Consider the following 20,477-nt stretch of genomic DNA (forward strand, 5'->3'; position numbering starts at 1 on the left):
GACGGAGACTTCAGTGCGCGTCGAAAGAATACGGGCAGCCGACCAGGCGGCGGATCTCGCCGCTCAGCTGCTGCGGCCCTTCGACCGGACGCGAGAACGCGAGCCGGACGTCGTGGTCGCCGGAGTCAGCCTCGACCCGCAACCGAAGGCCGTAGCGGTCCAGCCCGAGCGGCCGGATCCAGCCGCCGCGCAGTTCGGTGGGCACGTGCTTGGCGAGCTGCTGGACGACGTCGGCGTGGTCGGTCTCCAGATGCCGCAGCCACGCGGCTTCGTAGTCGTGGAACGGGTCCGGCGGCGCGGCGCTGAACATATGCGGCCGGAGCGAGTGCGTGCCCTCGGCGTCCGCGAGCACCAAAGACGCCGGGGTCAGCCTCAGCAGCGTCAGGCCGTGCCCGACGTCCAGCAGCCGCTCGTCCGGCCGGGTTTCGGCGATGGAGACCGCGCGGGCGCGCGCCGAGACCTCGGAGAGCGGGCGAAGCCAGCCGGTGATCCACAGCAGCCCGCGGATGGGTTCACGCAGGTCGACCGGCGCCTGATCGGTCAGTTCGACCATCACCGCGAGTTCGCCGCGTTGCGCTTCGTGCGCGCGTTTCACCAGGTGGTGCTCGTCGGGCAGCAGGATGCTGACGCTGCCGCTCGTGTGCACGTGGTGCAGTTCGGGGATGACGCGGCCGTACTGTCCTGGCTGGTCACGCTGTTCGGCGGTCGGCATGAGCGTCGCCGGCCCGTTGCGGGTGGCGATCGTCTTCGCGCGCTCCGCGGGGTTCGGCGCCGGCGGGCGGCGAATGGACGTGGGTGTGGTCACGGCTCACCTCCTAAGTTAGGTGAGCCTAACCTGATTTACGCGCCGAGCGGAAGTAGCTTCGATCACTTCACCCCGGGCGCGTATACGTTGACCAGGTGGAAGACCACAGAATCCAGGTGCTCGAACCACCCAAAGGGGTTCCGGCGGCGAACATGCCGGCCCTGGTGCCCCTGCTCGACCGTCTCACCGTGACGTACGGAACGACGGGCTTCGCGTCCGGGATGCTCGTCGTGCTGGGCGTCTTCCTGGCGTTTTCGGGACGGTACGGGGTCGCCGTGCCCACCTTCCTGATCACCTTCATGGCAGCGGTCTCGCTCTACTCCGGCTATGTCGTGCTGGCCGGATCTTCGCCGATGCGGAAGCTCACCGCCAACCCGTTCCGCCTGGTGAGCGGGTTGGACGGCGCCGTCGTCGCCGGTTCGCGGGTGAGCGTCCCGCTCGACGGCCGATGGCTCGTCGTCCGGCTGCCCGCCCCGCTCCGCGCGCAACTCGCGGCCCAGCGGCGGCTGTGGGTACTCGGCCCGTTCTTCATGCTTCCCGGGGTCATCGGTCCCCGGCGCGGCAAATTCCGGGACGCCCCCGCGAAGGGCTCGGCGCCGCTGACGGCCGAGCCGGTCACGCCGGGGCGGATGCTCACCTTGCAGCGACGGCTCCTGGCCTCGTACTACTTGCTCGGCGCCGGTCTCACCCTGGTGGCGGCCGCCTTCTCGATCTGGGTCGCCGCCGACTTCCCGGACCGCCACGGCGGTCTCGTGGCGGAAGCGCGGGTAGTGGCCGCCCTGTGCGTCCTCGCGACGCTCGGGCTCGCCATCACGGCACTCGTGGTCGCCCGGCCGTCCCCGGAGCCGCGGTGGACCGAACTCGCCGTCGTCTCCGGACCGGCGTCGGTCAACCTCTTCGGCATGGTCACCGTGAAGGGCCGGACGGTGCTGCCCGACGGCCGTGAGGTCACCGTCCAGGCCGGTGGTTCGGACCCGTCACTGGCCGCCGGCATCGCCGCGACCGGACGGCTCTGGGTGCTCGGTGTGCCGAGGGCGGGGAAGGCGGCGAAGGCCGGAGTGCCCGGTCATGCGGTTTTCGGGCCGGTCAAGTTCAGCTGAGTGAGCGTCGCGTCGCCTCCTCGGTCTCCACGACACCCCGCCGGATCCCTTCCAGCTGCTCACCCAGCTCGCCGATCGTGGTGGTGTCGAGCAGCGAATCGCCCGTGGCGGCCGACAATTCGGCCGCCCTGGCGACCAGACCGTCGAGGCCGAGCGCGCCGGATCGCAGCTGCGCCAACAGCTTCCGTTGCGCGCTCGTAAGCCGCGCGTGCACGTCTTCCTGGGCCTGCACGGCTTCGAGCGACTGCGTCAGGTCGCCGCGGATGTCGTCGTCGGCGGTCTTCAGTTCCTTCCGCAGCCGGGCCTTCTCGGCGGACACCGCGCCGACGTCCACCCGTTTCAACGCCTTCCCGGTGGCGGACGCCCGACCGGCCAGCCGCCGGAGGGTGTCGACGGTTTCCCGCACCACCGGTTCCATGTCGGCCACCCGGTCGGCGAGCGGGCCGGCGTCGAGCGAACCGGAAATCGACCGGAACCCGTCGGCCGCGGCCTCCGCACGCCGCAGCCAGTCCGCCTCGGGGGAGCCCGGTTCGACGTCGGGGAGAGCCCGCTCTTCGGGCTCTGGCGCGGGTTTCGCCCGCGTTGCGGCGGCGACCCCGGCGCGGGCGGCGAGCACGGTCACGCCGATGCCGAGCGCGGCGACCACTGGCAGCTGCACAGCCCAGGCCGCACCCGCCGAAGTCGCCGCGAGGAGCATTCCCCACGGTTCGGCTAGCTCACGGACGAAACGCATATCCGAGGATCTCAGAAATTCGAGATCACGGCGGTGAAGACCTGGTCGATCGAGTCCGGTTTGGATGAGTCGTACCCCACGCCCTGAGTGGTCTCGGCGATCTCCTTGAGCACGTTCAGATCCGCGTCGGAGCCGTAGGCGATGGTGAACATCCGCACCGCCTCACCGCCGCCCTCGGTCCGCAACTGCCCGACGAGGTTCGGCAGATCGATCCCGCCCGGATCCTCGTTGCGGCCGTCCGTGAGCACGACGACGGCGTTGATCGCGTTCGGGTCCAGGTGCTGCTTCATGTACTCGTAGGCCGCGAGCGACGAATCGTAGAGCCCGGTCCCGTTCTGCGGGGTCAGCCCGTTCAGCCGCGACGCCAGCTCCTGCCTGCCCGGTTCACCGCCGATCGGCGAAACCGGCCGGAGTTCGAAGTAGTCCTTGTCGCCGTTCAGTTTCGTCGAGAACATCCACAGCCCGACCTTGTCCGCGTCGCTGAACTGCGGCAACGACGCCACGGCAGCCTGTTTCGCGAGATCCATCTTGTTCTTCCCTGTCCCGCTGACCCCGTCGCCCATCGAACCGGAGACGTCGACGACCAGCAGCACGTTCGCCTTCTTCCGCAGGTCCTTCCACGACTTCAGCACCTCGGTCAGCACCGGCGGGCTCGGCGGGCGGATCAGGTTGAGCTTCGCGTCCGGCTGGGCGCCGTTCTCCGTCGTGGTCTGCGAGCCGGGCTTCCCGTCGAACGTGCGGAAGCCGATGTCGCTGAACTTCTGCTGCGCCTCGGCGCCGCGCAGATGCGCGAGGAAATCCGCCGCGACCTGCTTGTGGAGGTCGTCGGCCCAGTTCAGCACGGTGAACGGGTGATCGGAGTTGAGCGTGCCGTCGCTCGGGTAGATCCCGACGAGCGGCACCTTCGGCGGCGCGTGCTGGCCGCGTTTCGCCGGGTCGTTGGTGGGATTGCCCTGGTTGTAGCCGACGAGCGAGTTCTCCTCGACCGTCACCGCCGAGATGTACGACAGCGCGGCACCGCGATCGTCGGCCTTCTGCAGGTTCGTCAGGAACGTCAGCGTGTTGTCGCCGTAGTGGACGATGGCCTGCTCGACGTTCTGCACGAACGTGCGCGCCTCCGGCTTCGCGAGCGCGTTCGCGGTGAGGTCCGAAGACGTGCCCGTCGCCGCGTAGTAGGCGCCGATGGTGGCGTTGAGGCCGGACGTCGAGATGTTCGGATTCGTCTTGCCCAGCCGGAACTTCCCCCACTCCGGGTGGCCGTACTTCGCCCAGCCCTGCGGATCCGTGGCGAGCGCGGCGAGGTCCTTCCAGCCGATGCCCTTGCCCGGCCAGCCGAGCGCCTCGGCCATCGGTTTCGGCATGGCGACGACCAGCGGCGCGTTCGCGACCGATTCCGGGTCGCCCTCGGGCACCAGCGCGGGGTGGTCGGTGCCGGTGAGGTTCTGGCGCAGCAGGTTCACCCAGCCGGACGCGGCGGGCGTCCAGACGTCCGGCCGCGGGCCGTCCACCGCCTCGTTCCAGCCGCGGGACAGCGCCTGCATCGCGGTTCCGGAGGACTTCGACTGCACGAGCACGTCGACGCAGCGTCCGGCCACCGTGCGGCCGCTGTAGCCCTTGGCGATCTCGGTGACCACCCCGGCCTTCTCCGGTGACGACGACACCTGCAGCTTGACCGCGTCGCCCGTCGTGCACTTCGCTTCCGCGGCCTCCTCGCCGGAGTCGCTCGTGATCGCGCGCAACCCGATGATCAGGCCGATGGCGACCACCGCCGCGGCCACGAACGCCAGGACCTTGCGGCCGCCGCGGGACTGCTGAGGATTCACGACCATGGAGAACCTCCGCCGGTGGGAACACCGATTATCCGGAGGTTTCGCCTCGGCAGGGTCGGCGTTGCCGAACCGTTGCGGCCGTGGCGGTAGTTATCCCGCCACGGCCGCGACGAGGGAAATCAAGCTCCCGGGCCCCGGCCGGACCAGGTCCACGCGTAGCCCGGATCCTCCGAAGCGTCGGCCGCCTCGCCAAGGTCCAGCGGCGCGAAGGTGTCCACCATGACAGCGGTCTCGTCGAAGAACTGGGCCCCGATCGACGCCTCCGCAGCCCCGGGCTGCGGCCCGTGCGTGAAGCCGGACGGGTGCAGCGAAAGCGAGCCGACCTCGATCCCGGAACCCTTGCGCGCCTCGTAGTTCCCACGGACGTAGAACATCAGCTCGTCGGAGTCGACGTTCGCGTGGTTGTACGGCACCGGGATCGACTCGGGGTGGTAATCGACCTTGCGCGGGCAGAACGAGCAGACCACGAAGTTCGGCCCCTCGAACGTCTGGTGCACGGGCGGCGGCTGGTGCACGCGGCCGGTGATCGGCTCGAAGTCGTCGATGTTGAACACCCACGGGTACAGGCAGCCGTCCCAGCCGACGACGTCGAACGGGTGCGTCGCGTAGGTGTAGCGCGTCAGCCCGGAGCGGTGCCGCACGAGGACCTCGACGTCGGTGCCGTCGACGACCAGCGGCTCCGACGGGCCGCGGATGTCGCGTTCGCAGTACGGCGAGTGCTCCAGGAACTGGCCCTTCGCCGACAGGTACCGCTTCGGCGGGCCGATGTGGCCGCGCGCCTCGATGGTCAGCAGCTTGACCCCGCCGCCGTCGTCGTGCGGGAGCACGCGATAGGTGCACGACGTCGGGATGACGAGGTAGTCGCCGTCGCCGATCTCCAGCGAGCCGTAGATCGTCTCGACGGTCGCGCTGCCGCCCTGGACGTAGAAGAGCTCGTCGCCCGCCGCGTTGCGGTACAGCGGCGAAGGGCGCGTCGCGTGGACGAAGCCGATGGTGACATCGGCGTTGCCGAACAACCGACGCCGGTCGGTGACCGCGTCGGCGTCGCCGAACTCGAGGTCGTGGGTCTTGAACGCGCGGGGCTTGAGCGGGTGGTTCGGGGCGATCGGGCCACGCTCGTCCTCGATCGCGACGGCGTCGACGATCGCGGTGGGCAGGCCGCGGTGATAGAGCAGGGCCGAGTCCGCCGAGAAGCCCTCGACACCCATCAGTTCCTCGGCGTACAGGCCCCCGTCGGGCTTGCGGAACGCCGTGTGGCGCTTGTGCGGGATCTCGCCTACCTGCCGGTAGTAAGGCATCGGAATCTCCCCGGAACGTGTCCGTTGTGCGAACGATTTTGTCCTGATGTCGTACGCTACTAGCGTGTCAGTCGTGTCAAGCGCTGTGGAACTCACGCCACCCGGCCCCCGAGGAATTCCTCCCCTGTTCGCGCGGCTCGTCGACGACTCGGCGTTGTTCCCGCCCGGCGAGGCGTCCATGCCCGAAGCGCTGCGTGCGCACTTCGCGTCGAGGTCCGGTGAGCACTCCGGCGTCCTCGGTGTGTTCCTGTGCCAGGCGTCGAGGCTGCCCGAGCTCATCACCGAACTCATCAAGATCAAACCCAAGGAACCGCTGCCGCTGTCGCTGATCATCGACACCGGCCTCGGCGGGGTTCCGAAGGCGATCTCGATCGTCGAGTCGCGCAGCGAGATCCTCGCGCTGCGGATGGTGGAGATGCCGGCGCCGTCGGACGTCGACGAGGTCTGGCTGGAGCGCGTCTCCGAGTTCGTGCCCGAGGACGTCATCCGCGTCGTCGAGCCGCGGCGCGGCGTCGGCTGGCTGGACGGCGTGCGGAAGGTGATCGAGCACGGCAGCTGGCCGAAGATCCGCTGCGGCGGCAAGGCGGGCGAGAACTTCCCCAGCGTCGACGAGGTCGCCGACTTCCTCGCGGTGGTCAGCGGCTCGTCAGGGGCGTCGTTCAAGGCGACGAACAGCCTGCACCGCGCCGTCCGCCACACGGACGAGACCAGCGGCTTCACCCACCACGGCTTTTTGAACCTCATCGTCGCGTCGGCACGCTGCCTCTCGGGCGGCGACGTGCGCGCCGCCCTGGAGTCGACCGACAGCGACGCGCTGGCCGACGAAGCCAAGGGGATGTCGGAGCCGGCCGCGAAGGCCGTTCGCGGGCTCTTCGCGTCCTACGCGGCGGCCTCGTTCGACGAGCCCGTCGCCGACCTGGGAGAACTGGGGTTGCTGTGACCCGCGAAGGGTCGCTGACCCTGGACAGAGGTCTGGCGCTGCTGCAGGCCGTGGCGGACGCCGGTGGTGAGGCGGCGACGATCTCCGAGCTCGCCGTCGCCATCGGCGCGAGCCGGGCCGCCGTCTACCGGCTGCTCGTCCCGCTGTCCGAACGCGGCCTGGTGTGGCGCGACGGGAACAAGGTGCGGCTGGGCGTCGGCCTGCTCCGGCTCGCCGGGCAGGTCCTGCCGCAGCTGCGCGAGGCGGCCAGGCCGGTCCTGCGGGAGCTGGCGGAGAAGGTCGGCGCGACGGCGCACCTGTCGGTCGCGCAGGGAGACCAGGCGCAGGCCGTCGCGGTCGTCGAGCCGTCCTGGACGAGCTTCCACGTCGCGTACCGGGTCGGCACACGCCATCCGCTGTCCTCCGGCGCGGCGGGCAAGGCGATGACGCTGCGCCCCGGCGGCGGCGAAGGCTGGGTGGTCTCGTCCGGGGAACTGGAGGCGGGCGCGTCCGGGGTCGCCGCGCCCGTGCGCGGGGTGCCTGGTTTGAAGGCCAGCCTCGGCGTCGTGTCACTGGAGCCGCTGGACGCCTCTGTGGTCGGCCCCGCTGTCGTGGGGGCCGCCGCCAGGCTGGCCGAGGTGCTGAAGCAGCCCGAGTAGCGCCTCAGCGGGTGCTGAGCAGCGGGCGCACCATGGTCGCCAGCAGGGTGAGGTCGACGGCGAACAGCAGCCGCTCGAACAGCCCGAGCGTGACCTCCTGGTGCGACGGCCCGGTGAGCATCGTCCAGACGAACCCGCCGAGCACGATCACCACGGCGGCGAAACTGGCCACCGAAAGCCGCCGGATCGTCGTGCGGCGCGGCTCCCACGGGCAGCGCGCCCGGCCGGGGCGAGTCAGCACCCAGGCGGCGGCGGGAAGCGCGAGGAAGGCCGTCAGCGCGGCGTAGTTGTGGATCTGCCCGGCCAGCGACCGGGCCTGGCCCTCGGGGTCGACGGGGACCAGCGCGAGGACGAACAGCCCGGCGCACCACACCCCGAGCAGGACGAGCACGGATTCGTACCCGCTGCGGTGCGCCTTCGCGATACCGCCGAGCAGGGCGAGCGAGCCGAACCCCAGCGCCAGGCACATCGCGCCGAACAGCGGCGCCGCCGTCGAACCGGGCGAGAGATAGCCGTAGACGTACTCCGACAGCGTCTGCCAGATCGGGCTGACCTGGCTGGACAGCCTCAGGTGCAGGTCGATCGAGATGGCGACGGCGACGGCCATGCCCAAGATCGCGAGCCTGCCGTGCAGTGGGGAGACGGCACGGGCCGTGAGGATCTTGGGCGAGGTCACGACCGGTTTCTCCAGGCACGTCGGGGCGGGTGTTCACCTTTTCGTTCCCGAAAGGTTACCCGGCGAACCTGTGAAAAAGCCGTGCGCCTCAGAAGGCGAGCTGGGCCAGCGCGAACAGCGAGAACCCGGCGAAGACGAAGCCCGCCACCCGCTGGATGAGCTTCGGGCGGATCCGGCTCCGGACCTTCGCGCCGATGAAGACGGCGAGCCCGGCGACGGCGACCAGCGCGACGAAGGAGCCGAGCGCGACCGCGAACGGGTTGCCGAAGCGGGCCGTGAGACTGGCCGTCGCGAGCTGTGAGGCGTCACCCCACTCCGCGGCGAACAGCACGCCGAACGACGTCAGCGCGGAGCGGAGGAAGGTCGCGGGACCCACTCCGGAGCGCGACGCGTCTTCGCCGCCATCCTGGCCGGGACTGAACCCTTCGCGAAGGAGCATGTACGCGCCGATACCGAACATCGTGGCGACGATCGCGGTCACCAGCGTCCCCGGAAGCAAAGTGAGCACACTGCCGAAGATGGCGGCGATCGCGCATTGCACCGCGAAGGCCGCGGTGACCCCGGCGAATACCGGCCAGGCGCGGAAACGGGTGGTGAGAACCAGGGTGGCGACGAGGGTCTTGTCCGGCAGCTCCACGGCCAGTACCAGGCCGAACGCGCTGATCAGCGCCAGCATCGAGTCAGACATGATGATTTGCCACCCCTTTCACTGCAACGATAAAGGGGTGATTCAGATAAAGGCAAGCTGATCGCATTTCCGAATCGCACGGCAGGCCGGGGCGAATTGTTTTTCCAGGCCGGGCACAAAGGAGGTTTCGGCGAACCGAATTCTTTTTTCCGGCGCGCTGGTAGCGTCCGCGAACATGGACGAGAGAGCGCGGATCGAGGACGTGTGCAGGCGGCTGAAGGACCACTACGTGTTCCCCGACGTCGCCGAGAAGCTGACGGTGTTCCTGCGGGCGAGGCTGGGCGACGGCGCTTACGCGGGGCTGGACGACCAGGCGTTCGCCGTCGCGGTCACCCAGGACCTGCAGTCGGTCAACGGGGACAAGCATCTGCGGCTGCGCCACCATGTCGACCCGCTGCCCGAGGTGGACGGCCAGTCCTTCGATCCCGAGCAGTTCCGGCGCGAGGCGGAACTGAACGGGCACGGCATCGCGGCGGCGCGGCGACTGCCCGGGAACGTCGGCTACCTGGAGACGAAGCTGCTCTACGGGCCGGACATCGCCGGTGAGGCGCTGGCCGCGGCGATGACACTGCTCGCGACCACCGACGCGCTGATCATCGACGTCCGGGAGAACCGGGGCGGCGACCCGATGGCGGTCGCGCTGCTGATCAGCTACCTGGTCGGCGAGCCAACGCACTACAACAGCATTTACCTGCGCGACGGCGACGTGACGAACCAGTTCTGGACGCTGCCGTACGTCCCGGGCCGCAAGTTCGGGGCGGACAAGCCGGTGTGGGTGCTGACCGGTCCGACGACGTTCTCCGGTGCCGAGGACCTGAGCTACTCGTTGCAGCAGCTGGGGCGGGCGAAGACGGTCGGCGCGGTCACCGGTGGCGGGGCGAACCCGCGGCAACAGTACAAAGTGGACACCCATTTGGATGTCACCGTCCCGGGTGGACGGGCCGTGAACCCGGTCACGGGGACCAACTGGGAAGGCGTCGGGGTCCAGCCCGATATCGCCGCCGACGTCGAGGCCGCTTTCGACGCCGCGTACGCGTTGGCGCTGGACCACGTGCTGACACTGGGGGATTCGGGTGTGCGGCGGCAGGTCGCCGACGAGGCCAGGCTCACACTCGCCAGTCTCGGCTGAACCAGGGCCTGGGACCTACGTCCTGCCGAGAACGGGACCACTTGAACTGGCGGGCTCACCGGGCGTTGAGCAGGCTTGAGGCGTGGAGGTTCTCGATCTCGCTAGGTGGCAGTTCGGCATAACCACCGTCTATCACTTCCTGATGGTCCCGCTGACCATCGGGCTTTCGGTCCTGGTCGCCGGGATGCAGACGGCCTGGGTCCGCACGGGTGACCGGCGCTATCTGAAGATGACCAAGTTCTGGGGGAAACTCCTGCTGGTCAACTTCGCGATGGGCGTGGTCACCGGGATCGTGCAGGAGTTCCAGTTCGGGATGAACTGGAGCGCGTACTCACGGTTCGTCGGTGACGTGTTCGGCGCGCCACTGGCGATGGAAGGGCTCGTCGCGTTCTTCGTCGAGTCGACCTTCCTGGGGTTGTGGATCTTCGGCTGGGACAAGCTGCCGAAGAAGGTCCACCTGGCGTGCGCGTGGGCGTACTCGCTGGCGACCGTGGCGTCCGCCTACTTCATCCTGGCGGCGAACTCGTGGATGCAGCATCCGGTCGGGGTCGAGTTCGTCGACGGGAAGCCGACGATGAACTCGATCTGGGCGGTGCTGACGAACAACACCGCGCTGGCCGCTATCCCGCACACGCTCGCGGGCGCCTTCTCGGTGGCGGCTGCGTTCCTGGTCGGTGTCGCGGGCTGGCAGTTGTGGCGCAAGCGTTCGGAGGACGACGAGCACCGCGCGGTGTGGCGTTCGTCGTTGCGTCTCGGCGGCTGGACCGGCGTGGTGGCTTTCGCGGTGCTGGCGATCACCGGCGACATGCAGGGCAAGCTGATGTTCGAGCAGCAGCCGATGAAGATGGCGTCGGCGGAAGCGTTGTGTCACACGGAGAAACCGGCGAGCTTCTCGATCATCGCGATCGGGGACGTGAGCGGCTCGAACTGTGAGGACGTCAAGACGTTCAACGTGCCCGCGTTGCTCTCGTTCTTGGCGCACAACGACTTCTCGACCGAGGTCAAGGGCGTCGAGAACCTGGTGACCGAGTACCAGGCGAAATACGGCACGAACTACCCGGACGACCCGCAGCTCGGTTCGCTCGCGGGCAAGCCGATCGACTACGTGCCGAACCTGCCGGTGACCTACTGGGGTTTCCGCGCGATGATCGGCTTCGGCGCGATCTCGGCCGGGATCGGCCTGCTCGCGCTGTGGCTGACCAGGCGAGGACGGATCCCCGGGCAACGCTGGTTCCCGTGGCTCGTGCTCGGCGGGATCGCGACGCCGTTCATCGGCAACAGCGCCGGCTGGATCTTCACCGAGATGGGCCGCCAGCCCTTCGTGGTGGTGCCGAACCCGACCGGTGTCGACGGGGTGTGGATGTTCACCGCGCAGGCGGTCTCGAAGTTGTCCACAGGCGAGGTCTGGACGTCGCTGATCGCTCTGACGACCGTTTACGCGGCTCTCGGCGTTGTCGAGGTCTTCCTGATGCGCAAGTACGTGCGCGGCGGCGTCGACGCCGTCATGCCACCCCAAAAACCGACCTCGACCAGCAAGAACAGCGATTCCGAAGGCGGTGACGGCGATGACGACGCGCTGGCCTTCGCCTACTGATCGCCTCTTGACGTCACTTACCCAGCCCCCCGCCCTTCCCGGGGGACGGCCCCGCACCCAGCGTATCGGGGGTATCGCTCGGGTGGGTTACCCACAGCCAATCTGTGGACAACTCGGGTGGTTGTGGATAACTCAGGGCGAGCAGGGGTGGAAGCGTCGGATCGGGCGGGCCGGCGTGGTAGCGGTGCGTTGCGAAAGCCACTTTCGCAACGTCCGGAGCGGGTACGTGACCGGGCTGGCGACCCGGAAGCGGGCAGGGAGGGCTGAAGGGGCCCTTCACCGCGTCGCATGTGGCGAAAGCGTCCTTCAGCCCACGAGGCCCACGAGGCCCGCGAGGTCCACGAAAGGGAGCGCCCGATGACCCTCGAAACGGTCTGGTTCTGCGTCATCGCCCTGTTCTGGCTCGGCTACCTCTTCCTCGAAGGGTTCGACTTCGGCGTCGGCATGCTCATGCCCGCGCTCGCGAAGGACAACACCGAGCGCCGCGTCATGGTCAACACGATCGGCCCGGTCTGGGACGGCAACGAGGTCTGGCTGATCGTCGCCGGCGGCGCGATGTTCGCCGCCTTCCCCGGCTGGTACGCGTCGCTGTTCTCGGCCGCGTACCTGCCGCTCCTGGTCGTCCTGCTCGCGCTCATCGGCCGCGGCGTCGCGTTCGAATACCGCGGCAAGGTCGACACCGACCGTTGGCGCCGCAACTGGGACCGCGTCATCGGGATCGGCTCGTGGATCCCGCCGTTCGGTGTCGGCCTGCTCCTCGCGACCACCGTCCTCGGCCTCCCGCTCGACGCCGACGGCAACCGGGTCGGCGGCGCGTTCGCCGCCGTCCGCTTCGAAACGCTGCTCGGCGCGCTCGCCGTCGTCGGATTCTCGCTGGTCCACGGCGCCGCGTTCCTCGCCCTCAAGACCGAGGGCGGCCTCCGGCACCGCGCGCGGAAGCTGGCCACACGCCTGCTCCCGGTCGCGCTCCTGCCGTTGCTCGCGTTCCTCATCGTCGTGCAACTGCGCTCGGGTGATCTCTGGACGCTGCTGCTCATCGGCATCGCCGTCGTCTCGGCCGCCGTCGCGTGGTTCCGGATCCGCGCGGGCCGGGAAGGGCAGGCGTTCGCCGCGCTCGGCGGGGTCATCGCCGCCTCGGCTGTCGCGATCTTCGTCGCGCTGTACCCGAACGTCCTTCCGTCCACCTTGGACCCGGCGAACACGCTCACCATCGCGGGCGAGGCGTCGAGCCCGTACACGTTGACCGTGATGACCTGGGTCGCGCTCTTCGGCGCCCCCGCCGTCCTGATCTACCAAGGCTGGACGTACTGGGTGTTCCGCAAGCGCATCGGCACCCGGCACATCCCGCCGGTGCACGCACCATGACCGAACTTCCCGGCCGCGACACCCTTTCCGCCACGGAGTCCACAATGGACCCAGCGCGACCGGGAAAGGGTCCGCTCGGCGCGCTCGCTCCGCTTTCGGCAACGGCGCGCCGGGCGTTGATCCTCAGCGCCATCCTGTCCTTCGTCAACGCCGTACTGCTGGTGGGACAAGCGTTCCTGCTGGCCGACGTCCTCTCCGCGGTCGTCCGCGGAACCATGGGGGACCGCACCGCCGGACTGTCCGTGCTGCTCGCGCTCGTCGCAGGGCGCGCGTTGACCGGCTGGGCGGTGCGGGTCGTCTCCGCTCGCGCGGCAGCCCGCGCGAAGGAGGAACTGCGCGCCAAGGCCCTCGACCACGCTTTGAAACTCGGCCCGGAGTGGATCGCGCGCCGCGGTCACGGCGAGCTGACATCGTTGACCACCAAGGGGCTGGACGCGCTCGACGCCTACTTCACCCAGTACCTCCCGGCGCTGGTGACCGCCGCGATCGTGCCCCTCGCCGCCGGTGCCGCGATCCTGTTCGCCGACTGGCCGTCGGCCGCGCTCGTCGTGATCACCGTGCCGCTGGTGCCGCTGTTCGCCATCCTGATCGGCAAACACACCGCCGAGCGGGTCGCCGAGGCCGCCGACGCCGAACAACGGTTGTCGGGACATCTGCTGGAACTCGTCCGCGCGCTCCCGATCCTCAGCGCCTTCCGCCGCGCCGAGGCGCAGGCCGAGACGGTGCGGAAGATCTCCGAACGTCATCGCCGCGCGACGCTCAAGACCCTGAAGGTCGCGTTCGCGTCGGCGTTCGCGCTGGAACTGATCGCGACGCTTTCGGTCGCGCTGGTCGCGGTCGTCATCGGGGTCCGGCTGGTCTCCGGCGACTTACCGCTGGCCATCGGGCTCGGCGTCCTGATCCTCGTACCGGAGTGCTACCAGCCGCTGCGCGCGGTCGGCGCCGCGTTCCACGCCAGCGAAGACGGCGTCGAGGCCGTGCGCCGGGTCGCGGACGTGCTCGCGGAGCCCTTGCCGCCCAACGGTTCCGAGACGCCGGCCAAGGGCGAGGTCCACGTCGGCGGGCTGCGCGTCGCAAGGCGCGGCGGATTCGCTCCGGACGGCGAGACGTTCTCCGTCCGGCCTGGTGAGATGACCTGGCTGCGCGCGCCCAGCGGCGGCGGCAAGTCGACGACGCTCGCCGCGCTGCTCGGTTTCGTGCAGGTCCACGACGGGTCGATCACCGTCGGCGGCACCAGGCTCGCCGACGCCGATCTGGAGCGCTGGCGCGAGAGCGTCGCCTGGGTGCCGCAGTCGCCGGTCTTCGGCGGGGGCACGGTCCGCGACGAGGCCGGCGCCGAAGACATCCTCGGCGAACTCGGGCTCGCTGGACTGGCCGAACGGCCGGTTTCGAAGCTGTCGCAGGGACAACGCCAACGTGTCGCGGTCGCGCGGGCGCTGGTGCGAGTTCGGTCGGGCGCGTGGCTGCTCCTGCTCGACGAGCCCACCGCCCACCTCGACGAGGTCAACGCCGGACTCGTCATGGCCGCTGTCCGCAAGGCCGTCGACAACGGCGCCGCCGCGATCATCGCCGCGCACGAACGCACTTCCGGTGTCGACATGTCGGCCGACACGGTGAAGGAAGTCGTCACGACGGAGGAGCGGACGGCGACCAGGCCGGTCCCGTGGCGCGACCTGCTGCAGCCGAGGTTCTTCGGCGGGGCGCTGCTCGGTGCCGCAGCCTTGCTCGCCGGGGTCGCGCTGACCGCCCTTTCGGGCTGGCTGATCGCCAAGGCGTCGCAGCAGCCGCCGATCCTGACCCTGACGGTGATGATCGTCGGCGTGCGGACGTTCGGCCTCGGCCGCGCGGGCCTGCGCTACCTCGAACGGCTGGTCACGCACGACGCCGCGTTCCGGATCGCCGGGAGCCTGCGGGTCCGGCTGTGGGAGTCGCTGGTGCGGCTCGGGCCGGCACGGGCGCTTCGGGCCGGGGAGGAGCAGCGACGGCTGGTCGGCGACACCGACACCGTGCGCGATCTGCTGCCCCGGGTGATCACGCCGCTGATCGTGGTCGCGATGGTGGCCGCGGGCGCTGTCGCGGTCCAAGCCTCGGTGCTGCCCGAAGCCGGACTCGCGCTGGCCGTGGCCGTCGTGGTGAGCGCGTTCGCGCCGCTGCTCGCGCTCCGGGCGGAACGCCGCGCGACCAGCGCCCTGGCTGCCGGACGGCGTTCGGTGTCGGCGCAGGTGCTGGGCCTGTTCGAAGCGGCGGCCGAGCTGATCGCGTACGGGGCCGACAAGGAGCGACGTCGACGGATCGCCACGGCCGACGCCGCGCTGACCGCCGAAGCGCGACGACAGGCTTTCGGCGCCGGCGCGGCCGAGGCCCTGATCATCCTGGCGACGGGGGCCGCCACCGTCGTGAGCACCGGGTTCGCCGTGCGCGCCGTCGCCGCCGGCGCGCTGGACCCGGTTCTCGCGCCGGTGGTCGCCCTGGTGCCGCTCGCGCTGGCGGAAGTCCTCTCCCTTCTTCCGCCCGCCGCGCAGCACTGGGACACCCTGCGCCAGGCCCGTCTGCGCCTCGCCGCGTGTCATGAAAGGGTCGTTCAGGACGAAAAACGTCAGGAACGACCCTTTCATGACACCGGCGGGGTGCGGATCCGGAACGCCGACCTCGGCTGGCCCGGCACGGCGCACCCGGTCCTCACCGGTGTCGACCTCGACATCGCGCCCGGGACGCACGTCGCCGTCATCGGCCCGAGCGGCGCCGGGAAGTCGACGCTCGTCGCGGCCCTGCTCGGTTTCCTCAAGCCGAGCAAGGGTGACGTCGCCGCTCCCGAGAACGTCGCGTGGGCGCCGCAGGAGCCGATGCTCGTCTCGACCACCGTCGCCGAGAACCTGCGCCTCGCGCGGCCGACGGCGTCCGAGGACGACCTGCGGAAAGCCTTGTACCAGGCCGTTCTCGAAGACGTCGAGCTCACCACGATGCTCGACAGCGCGGGTGCCGGACTGTCGGGCGGGCAGGCGCAGCGGGTCGCGCTGGCGCGGGCCGTGCTCGGCGCCGCGCACGCCGATCTCGTCCTGCTCGACGAACCGACAGCGCATCTCGACGAACCGACGGCGAGGGCCGTCCGCGAACGGCTCGTCGAGGCGCTCGCCGGGAAAACCGTCGTCCACGTCACGCACAACGCCGCCGAAGCCGCCGGAGCCGACGTGATCCTGGAGGTCCGAGAGGGCCGCGTCACCACGCGAGCACTGGCCGGAGCGGACTAATGTCGGCAGCACTCATGGATCCCACGCTTGCCGCGCGCGCCTTGTCCGCAGCCACCGAGATCACCGGCACCGCCCTGTCCGGCGACGACCCGGGCGACCTGCTGGAGACCGTGGTCGCCCGCGCCGTCGAACTGGCCGAGGCCGACCTCGGTCTCGTCATGGTGCGCGCGGACGACGGACAGGTGGTCGTCGAGGCCGTGCACGGGGATACCACCCCAGGTCTGCGCGGGCTGGCCTTCGCCGCCGATTCCGCGGCCGGACAGGTCGCCCGGGGCGGGGAACCCGTCGTCAGCGAGGATTTCACCGTCGATCCCCGCACGGCGCCGTTCGTTCCGCCGGAGCTTCGGGGCTTCGGGCCATTCGCGGCGTCGGCGTTCGGCGCGGGCGGGCGCGTCCTGGGCGCGCTCACCGTCTACCGCCGCCATGGCGGGGCTCCGTTCTCCGCCAGCACTGTCGAGGTGCTCACCGCCTTCGCGGCGCAGGCGGGCGTGGTGCTCGCCTTGGCGGAAGGCGCCAACGCCCGGCACCGCGTGACGCTTTACCAAGAGCGCGAACGGATAGCGCGCGAACTCCACGACGTCATCGTCCAGCGGCTCTACGGTGCCGGGATGCAGCTCGACCGGGTCCGCAAGAACATGCGGAAACGGTTCGCGCAGGCCGACGGCGCGCGGCTGTCCGAGGCGATCGACCAGCTCGACCAGACCATCGAGGAGATCCGCGGCACCGTGCGCGCCCTGCGCAGCCCGGAACCCGCGAACGAGACCGTCACCGCCACCGACCTCGCCGAGTCCGCGCGGGGCGAGGTGCGCATCGCGGGCGAGCTGCTCGGCTACCCGCCGACCCTCGAACTGTCGGGAGAGCTCGCCGACATCCCCGCCGAGCAGGCGGACCACATCCGCGCCGCGCTCCGCGAGGCACTGTCCAATGTGGTCAGACATTCCGGGGCGAGCGAAACCCGCGTGACGCTCAGCCGTGACGAGGAAGGCGTCAAACTTCGCGTGCGGGACAACGGATCCGGTGTGCCGCAAGGGGTCGCGAAACGCGGTCTCCGCCATCTCTCCGAACGCGCGACGACGTCCGGCGGGCGTTTTTCGATCAATTCGTCGCCGAGCCTGGGGACTTTGGTCGCTTTCGACGTTCCACTCGATCAAGCCGTGTGAAATTAACGGTCTTTTGCGTTCATTCGAGTGACGATTCGGGTTTTCGGATTAATCCGTAACGACCGGGGCCACCACACGATTGTAAAGGAAATCAGCGCGCTCGGAGCGCGGATTCCCAGCGAAAGGACCCCACATGTCCTCGGTTCGTCGCGTCCTCGGCACGGCCGCGATACTCGCCGGTTTCACCATGTTCGGTCCGGTTTCCGTAGCGTACGCGCTGGAGCTGCCCGCTGTCGCCGAGCAGAACTGCGAGGGCTTCCAGTTCGACGGAATCGCTTGCGAAAACCTTCCCCAGCGCGGAACGACGCCGACGAAAACGAGTACGCCCAGCCTTCCGTCGATCACCACGGAAACGCGGTCCGTGCCCTTCGTCGACAAGGACTGCGCCGATTTCCCCTCGCAGGCCGCCGCACAGGCCGAGCTCAAGAAGAACCCGCGTGATCCGCACAAGCTCGACGGTGATCACGACGGATACGCCTGCGAATCCCGGTTCGGCGAACCCGCGAGGACCGGCCAGGTGAAGGTCAAGCCCGTCGGCGGCGTCGCGACCGGTGGCGGGGAACCCGTCGAACCCAACGGCGGTCTCCTGGAGATCGGCGTGGTCGCGCTGACCGGCGCCGCCCTCTTGGCCGTGTCGGCCACGGGTGCGTCCCTGCTGCTCCGGCGGCGTGCCGAACGATGATCCGGCCTTCCTGGTGCCGATGGCCGTTTCCGCTGGTCATCGGCACGTTCATCGGAGTGGGGCTGGCGGTCGCGCTGACCGCGTGCGCCGCCGGTCCGACGGGCAGGATCGCGTCACCGGCGGCGCCTTCCACGGTGACCGCGGTGGCGCCCTCGCCCACCGCCACCGCCCCTTCGCTCGCGTCCGCGAAACCGGTGAAGCTCGAAATCCCGGCGATCGGGGTCCGCACCGGCGAGATCGTCGACCTCGGCCTGACCGGTGACGGCAGCCTGCAGGTCCCGCGCGACGCGATCACCACCGGCTGGTTCACCGGCGGCCCGGCACCCGGCGAGGTCGGGCCCGCCGTCCTCGCGGGGCACGTCGACTACAAGAAGGTCCCCGGGATCTTCGGCAGACTCAAGGAACTCAAGACCGGCGACGAAGCCCTCGTCCACCGCGAGGACGGGGTCACCGCGGTGTTCACCGTGTACGCCGTCGAGCGGCACCCGAAGACGTCCTTCCCCACGGAGAAGGTCTACGGCGACACGACCGGTCCGGAGCTGCGCCTGATCACCTGCGGCGGGGATTTCGACTCCTCGACAGGCAACTACCTCGACAACGTCGTCGCCTTCGCGAAACTGGTCCGCGCGTAGATTCGCCGGATGCGCACCGTCTACGTCGTCACGCATCCGGAGGCCACCCATCACGTCGATCGCCTGGTGGGCGGCTGGTTCGACTCCGCACTCACACCCGACGGCGAGCGCGCGGCCGCCGCCGTCGCCGAGTCGCTGCGCGCGAAGGTGCCGGACGACGTCGAGCTGTACTCGTCGGACCTGCGCCGCACCGCGCGGACGGCGGAGGTGATCGGCGCACGGCTCGGCGTGACCCCGATCCTGGACCGGCGGCTGCGCGAGAAGTCGTACGGGGAAGCCGGGGGCAAGCCGCAGGAGTGGCTGGACAGCCGGTTCGTCCCGCCGCCCGCCGTCGGCGAGCGGCTGGGGCACGACGAGGGGATCCCCGGCGCCGAGACCAAGGGCGCGATGGCCGCGAGGGTGTACGCGGCGATGGAGTCGATCCTGGAAAGCCGCTGTGCGCACCAGATCGTCGTGACGCACGGCGGCGCGCTCACCTTCGTCATCGCGGCGTGGATCCGGATGCCGCTCGAATCGGCCGGGTACGTCGACTTCCGCGCTTCACCCGGCAGCGTCACGATGCTCCGTGAGGACGACTACTTTCACAACCGGCAGGTCGTGACTCTCGCCGGAAAATGACAGGATCTCCCCGAACTGTCGACGAAGACGTGGGGAGATGACATGCCGAGGTTCCTGCGAGCCGTGGCCCTTGCCGCCGCCGTGGCGGTCGTACCGGTGGCGCTGCCCGGCACGTCCGCCGCTTCGGTCACAGCGCGTTGCCCGCAGCTGCGGCTGGCCGACCACTGGTACGGCGGCAACGCGGCGAAGATCCAGCAGGTCATCGACGAACGCGGCCGCTGCGGCGCGAAGCACGGCGAGCGGCCGGTCGCGGTGTTCGACTGGGACAACACGGTCATCAAGAACGACATCTCCGACCAGACCGTCTTCTGGATGATCCGGCACGACAAGGTCCTGCAGCCGAGGAACAAGGACTGGCGGACGACCAGCCGGTTCATGACCGACGCCGGCGCGAACGCGCTCAGCAAGGCGTGCGGCACCGCCACCCCGGCCGGGAAACCGCTCTCGACCAGCAAGAACCTCACTTGCGCCGACGAGCTCCTCTCGGTGCGGAAGAACGCGAAGACGACTATCGGCGAAGAGGTCTTCGCGGGGAACAACCGGCGCTACATGGAGGCGGCCTACGCCTGGGTCGCGCAGATCAACGCCGGATACCGGCCGGACGAGGTCCGCGCGATCGCCCGGCAGGCCAGGGCGGCGGCGCTGCTGGCCCCGATCGGGGCGACCCAGAAGGTCGGTTCGAGCACCCAGGTCGCGTGGATCCGGTACTACCCCGAGATCAAGGACCTGGTCGCGACGCTGAACAAGGCCGGCTTCTCGACCTGGGTCGTTTCCGCCTCGCCCAAGGAGTTCGCCGACGTCTGGGGCTCCGCGATCGGCATCCCGCCGAGCCGCACGCTCGGGATCTACTCGCAGACCACGAACGGCCGCATCAACGGGCACCTCGAAGGCTGCGGCGGCCACGCCGACGGCGCCGACGAGATCATGACCTACATCGACGGCAAACGCTGCTTCATCAACGAAAGGATCCTCGGGATCCGCGGCGCGAAGGCGATGGAAGCGGCACCGGCGGACAAGCGGCAGGCGCTCGCCGGCGGCGACGCGACCACCGACGTCACGATGCTGCGCGACGCCACCGGAGTCCGCGTCACGCTCAACCGCAACAAGGACGAACTGATGTGCCGCGCCTACGACAACGCGGACGGCAAGTGGGCGGTGAACCCGATGTTCATCGAGCCCTTCCCGGCGTTGAACCGCACCTACCCGTGCTCGACGACGGCGTACGAGAACGCCGACGGCACCCACGGTCCGGTGCTGCGCGACGACGGCACGGTCATCCCGGACCAGCGGGACACCGTGCATCCCTGAGCGGGTTCACGATGCGTGACGCTCGGTCGCCCCG

The 20,477-nt window shown here is 69.7% G+C and carries 18 protein-coding genes; 12 read left to right on the plus strand and 6 right to left on the minus strand.

What is annotated here, in order from left to right; translation table 11 throughout:
• Positions 1-10: 10 nt before the first annotated feature.
• Complete coding sequence (locus ACZ6YV_RS04850; RefSeq protein WP_465508334.1) at positions 11-805, minus strand: DUF2470 domain-containing protein; 795 nt, start codon at positions 803-805, stop codon at positions 11-13.
• A 95-nt stretch (positions 806-900) separates the two neighbouring features.
• Here ACZ6YV_RS04850 and ACZ6YV_RS04855 point away from each other — a divergent pair, with 95 nt between their 5' ends.
• Entirely contained in the window at positions 901-1,905 is a 1,005-nt protein-coding gene (locus ACZ6YV_RS04855) for a hypothetical protein (RefSeq protein WP_465508335.1), read from the plus strand.
• Here ACZ6YV_RS04855 and ACZ6YV_RS04860 read toward each other — a convergent pair.
• The 3 genes from ACZ6YV_RS04860 to ACZ6YV_RS04870 all read right to left on the minus strand — a co-directional run bounded on the left by ACZ6YV_RS04860 (position 1,898) and on the right by ACZ6YV_RS04870 (position 5,765).
• Positions 1,898-2,638, minus strand: a complete 741-nt coding sequence (locus tag ACZ6YV_RS04860) for a hypothetical protein (protein ID WP_465508336.1) — start codon at positions 2,636-2,638, stop codon at positions 1,898-1,900. The genes ACZ6YV_RS04855 and ACZ6YV_RS04860 overlap by 8 nt on opposite strands.
• 11 nt (positions 2,639-2,649) lie before the next feature.
• Entirely contained in the window at positions 2,650-4,467 is a 1,818-nt protein-coding gene (locus ACZ6YV_RS04865) for a substrate-binding and vWA domain-containing protein (RefSeq protein ID WP_465508337.1), read from the minus strand.
• A 119-nt stretch (positions 4,468-4,586) separates the two neighbouring features.
• On the minus strand, positions 4,587-5,765 hold the full coding sequence (locus tag ACZ6YV_RS04870) for a homogentisate 1,2-dioxygenase domain-containing protein (protein WP_465508338.1): 1,179 nt from the start codon (positions 5,763-5,765) through the stop codon (positions 4,587-4,589).
• 85 nt (positions 5,766-5,850) lie between these two features.
• Between ACZ6YV_RS04870 and ACZ6YV_RS04875 the strand changes: the two genes are divergently transcribed.
• Complete coding sequence (locus ACZ6YV_RS04875; protein WP_465508543.1) at positions 5,851-6,705, plus strand: hypothetical protein; 855 nt, start codon at positions 5,851-5,853, stop codon at positions 6,703-6,705.
• On the plus strand, positions 6,702-7,343 hold the full coding sequence (locus tag ACZ6YV_RS04880; RefSeq protein WP_378238079.1) for an IclR family transcriptional regulator: 642 nt from the start codon (positions 6,702-6,704) through the stop codon (positions 7,341-7,343). The genes ACZ6YV_RS04875 and ACZ6YV_RS04880 overlap by 4 nt, the downstream gene beginning before the upstream one ends.
• Positions 7,344-7,347: 4 nt before the next feature.
• Here ACZ6YV_RS04880 and ACZ6YV_RS04885 read toward each other — a convergent pair whose 3' ends face one another.
• Together ACZ6YV_RS04885 and ACZ6YV_RS04890 are read right to left on the minus strand one after the other, a co-directional pair.
• Positions 7,348-8,019, minus strand: a complete 672-nt coding sequence (locus ACZ6YV_RS04885) for a DUF998 domain-containing protein (protein ID WP_465508339.1) — start codon at positions 8,017-8,019, stop codon at positions 7,348-7,350.
• 88 nt (positions 8,020-8,107) lie between these two features.
• Positions 8,108-8,695, minus strand: a complete 588-nt coding sequence (locus ACZ6YV_RS04890; protein WP_378238803.1) for a TMEM165/GDT1 family protein — start codon at positions 8,693-8,695, stop codon at positions 8,108-8,110.
• A 187-nt stretch (positions 8,696-8,882) separates the two neighbouring features.
• Here ACZ6YV_RS04890 and ACZ6YV_RS04895 point away from each other — a divergent pair, with 187 nt between their 5' ends.
• The 9 genes from ACZ6YV_RS04895 to ACZ6YV_RS04935 all read left to right on the plus strand — a co-directional run bounded on the left by ACZ6YV_RS04895 (position 8,883) and on the right by ACZ6YV_RS04935 (position 20,443).
• On the plus strand, positions 8,883-9,836 hold the full coding sequence (locus tag ACZ6YV_RS04895) for a S41 family peptidase (RefSeq protein WP_465508340.1): 954 nt from the start codon (positions 8,883-8,885) through the stop codon (positions 9,834-9,836).
• Positions 9,837-9,918: 82 nt separating this feature from the next.
• Positions 9,919-11,430: a cytochrome ubiquinol oxidase subunit I gene (locus ACZ6YV_RS04900; RefSeq protein WP_465508341.1), complete on the plus strand. Its 1,512-nt coding sequence runs from the start codon at positions 9,919-9,921 to the stop codon at positions 11,428-11,430.
• A 357-nt stretch (positions 11,431-11,787) separates the two neighbouring features.
• Positions 11,788-12,795, plus strand: coding sequence for a cytochrome d ubiquinol oxidase subunit II (cydB, locus tag ACZ6YV_RS04905; protein WP_465508342.1), 1,008 nt, complete (start codon positions 11,788-11,790; stop codon positions 12,793-12,795).
• Entirely contained in the window at positions 12,792-16,043 is a 3,252-nt protein-coding gene (gene cydD, locus ACZ6YV_RS04910) for a thiol reductant ABC exporter subunit CydD (RefSeq protein WP_465508343.1), read from the plus strand. Before cydB ends, cydD begins: the two co-directional genes overlap by 4 nt.
• Positions 16,044-16,057: 14 nt before the next feature.
• Entirely contained in the window at positions 16,058-17,203 is a 1,146-nt protein-coding gene (locus ACZ6YV_RS04915; RefSeq protein WP_465508344.1) for a GAF domain-containing sensor histidine kinase, read from the plus strand.
• A gap of 133 nt (positions 17,204-17,336) precedes the next feature.
• Positions 17,337-17,885 carry an excalibur calcium-binding domain-containing protein gene (locus tag ACZ6YV_RS04920; RefSeq protein WP_465508345.1) on the plus strand — a complete coding sequence of 183 codons (549 nt, stop codon included), beginning with the start codon at positions 17,337-17,339 and terminating at the stop codon, positions 17,883-17,885.
• The gene (locus tag ACZ6YV_RS04925) at positions 17,882-18,517 is read left to right on the plus strand and encodes a class F sortase (protein WP_465508346.1); all 636 of its coding nucleotides are present in this window, start codon (positions 17,882-17,884) and stop codon (positions 18,515-18,517) included. Before ACZ6YV_RS04920 ends, ACZ6YV_RS04925 begins: the two co-directional genes overlap by 4 nt.
• A 9-nt stretch (positions 18,518-18,526) precedes the next feature.
• Positions 18,527-19,135, plus strand: coding sequence for a histidine phosphatase family protein (locus ACZ6YV_RS04930; RefSeq protein ID WP_465508347.1), 609 nt, complete (start codon positions 18,527-18,529; stop codon positions 19,133-19,135).
• Positions 19,136-19,177: 42 nt separating this feature from the next.
• Positions 19,178-20,443, plus strand: coding sequence for an HAD family hydrolase (locus ACZ6YV_RS04935; RefSeq protein ID WP_465508348.1), 1,266 nt, complete (start codon positions 19,178-19,180; stop codon positions 20,441-20,443).
• Positions 20,444-20,477 lie beyond the last annotated feature (34 nt).

This window comes from Amycolatopsis sp. NPDC102522 (assembly GCF_055584485.1).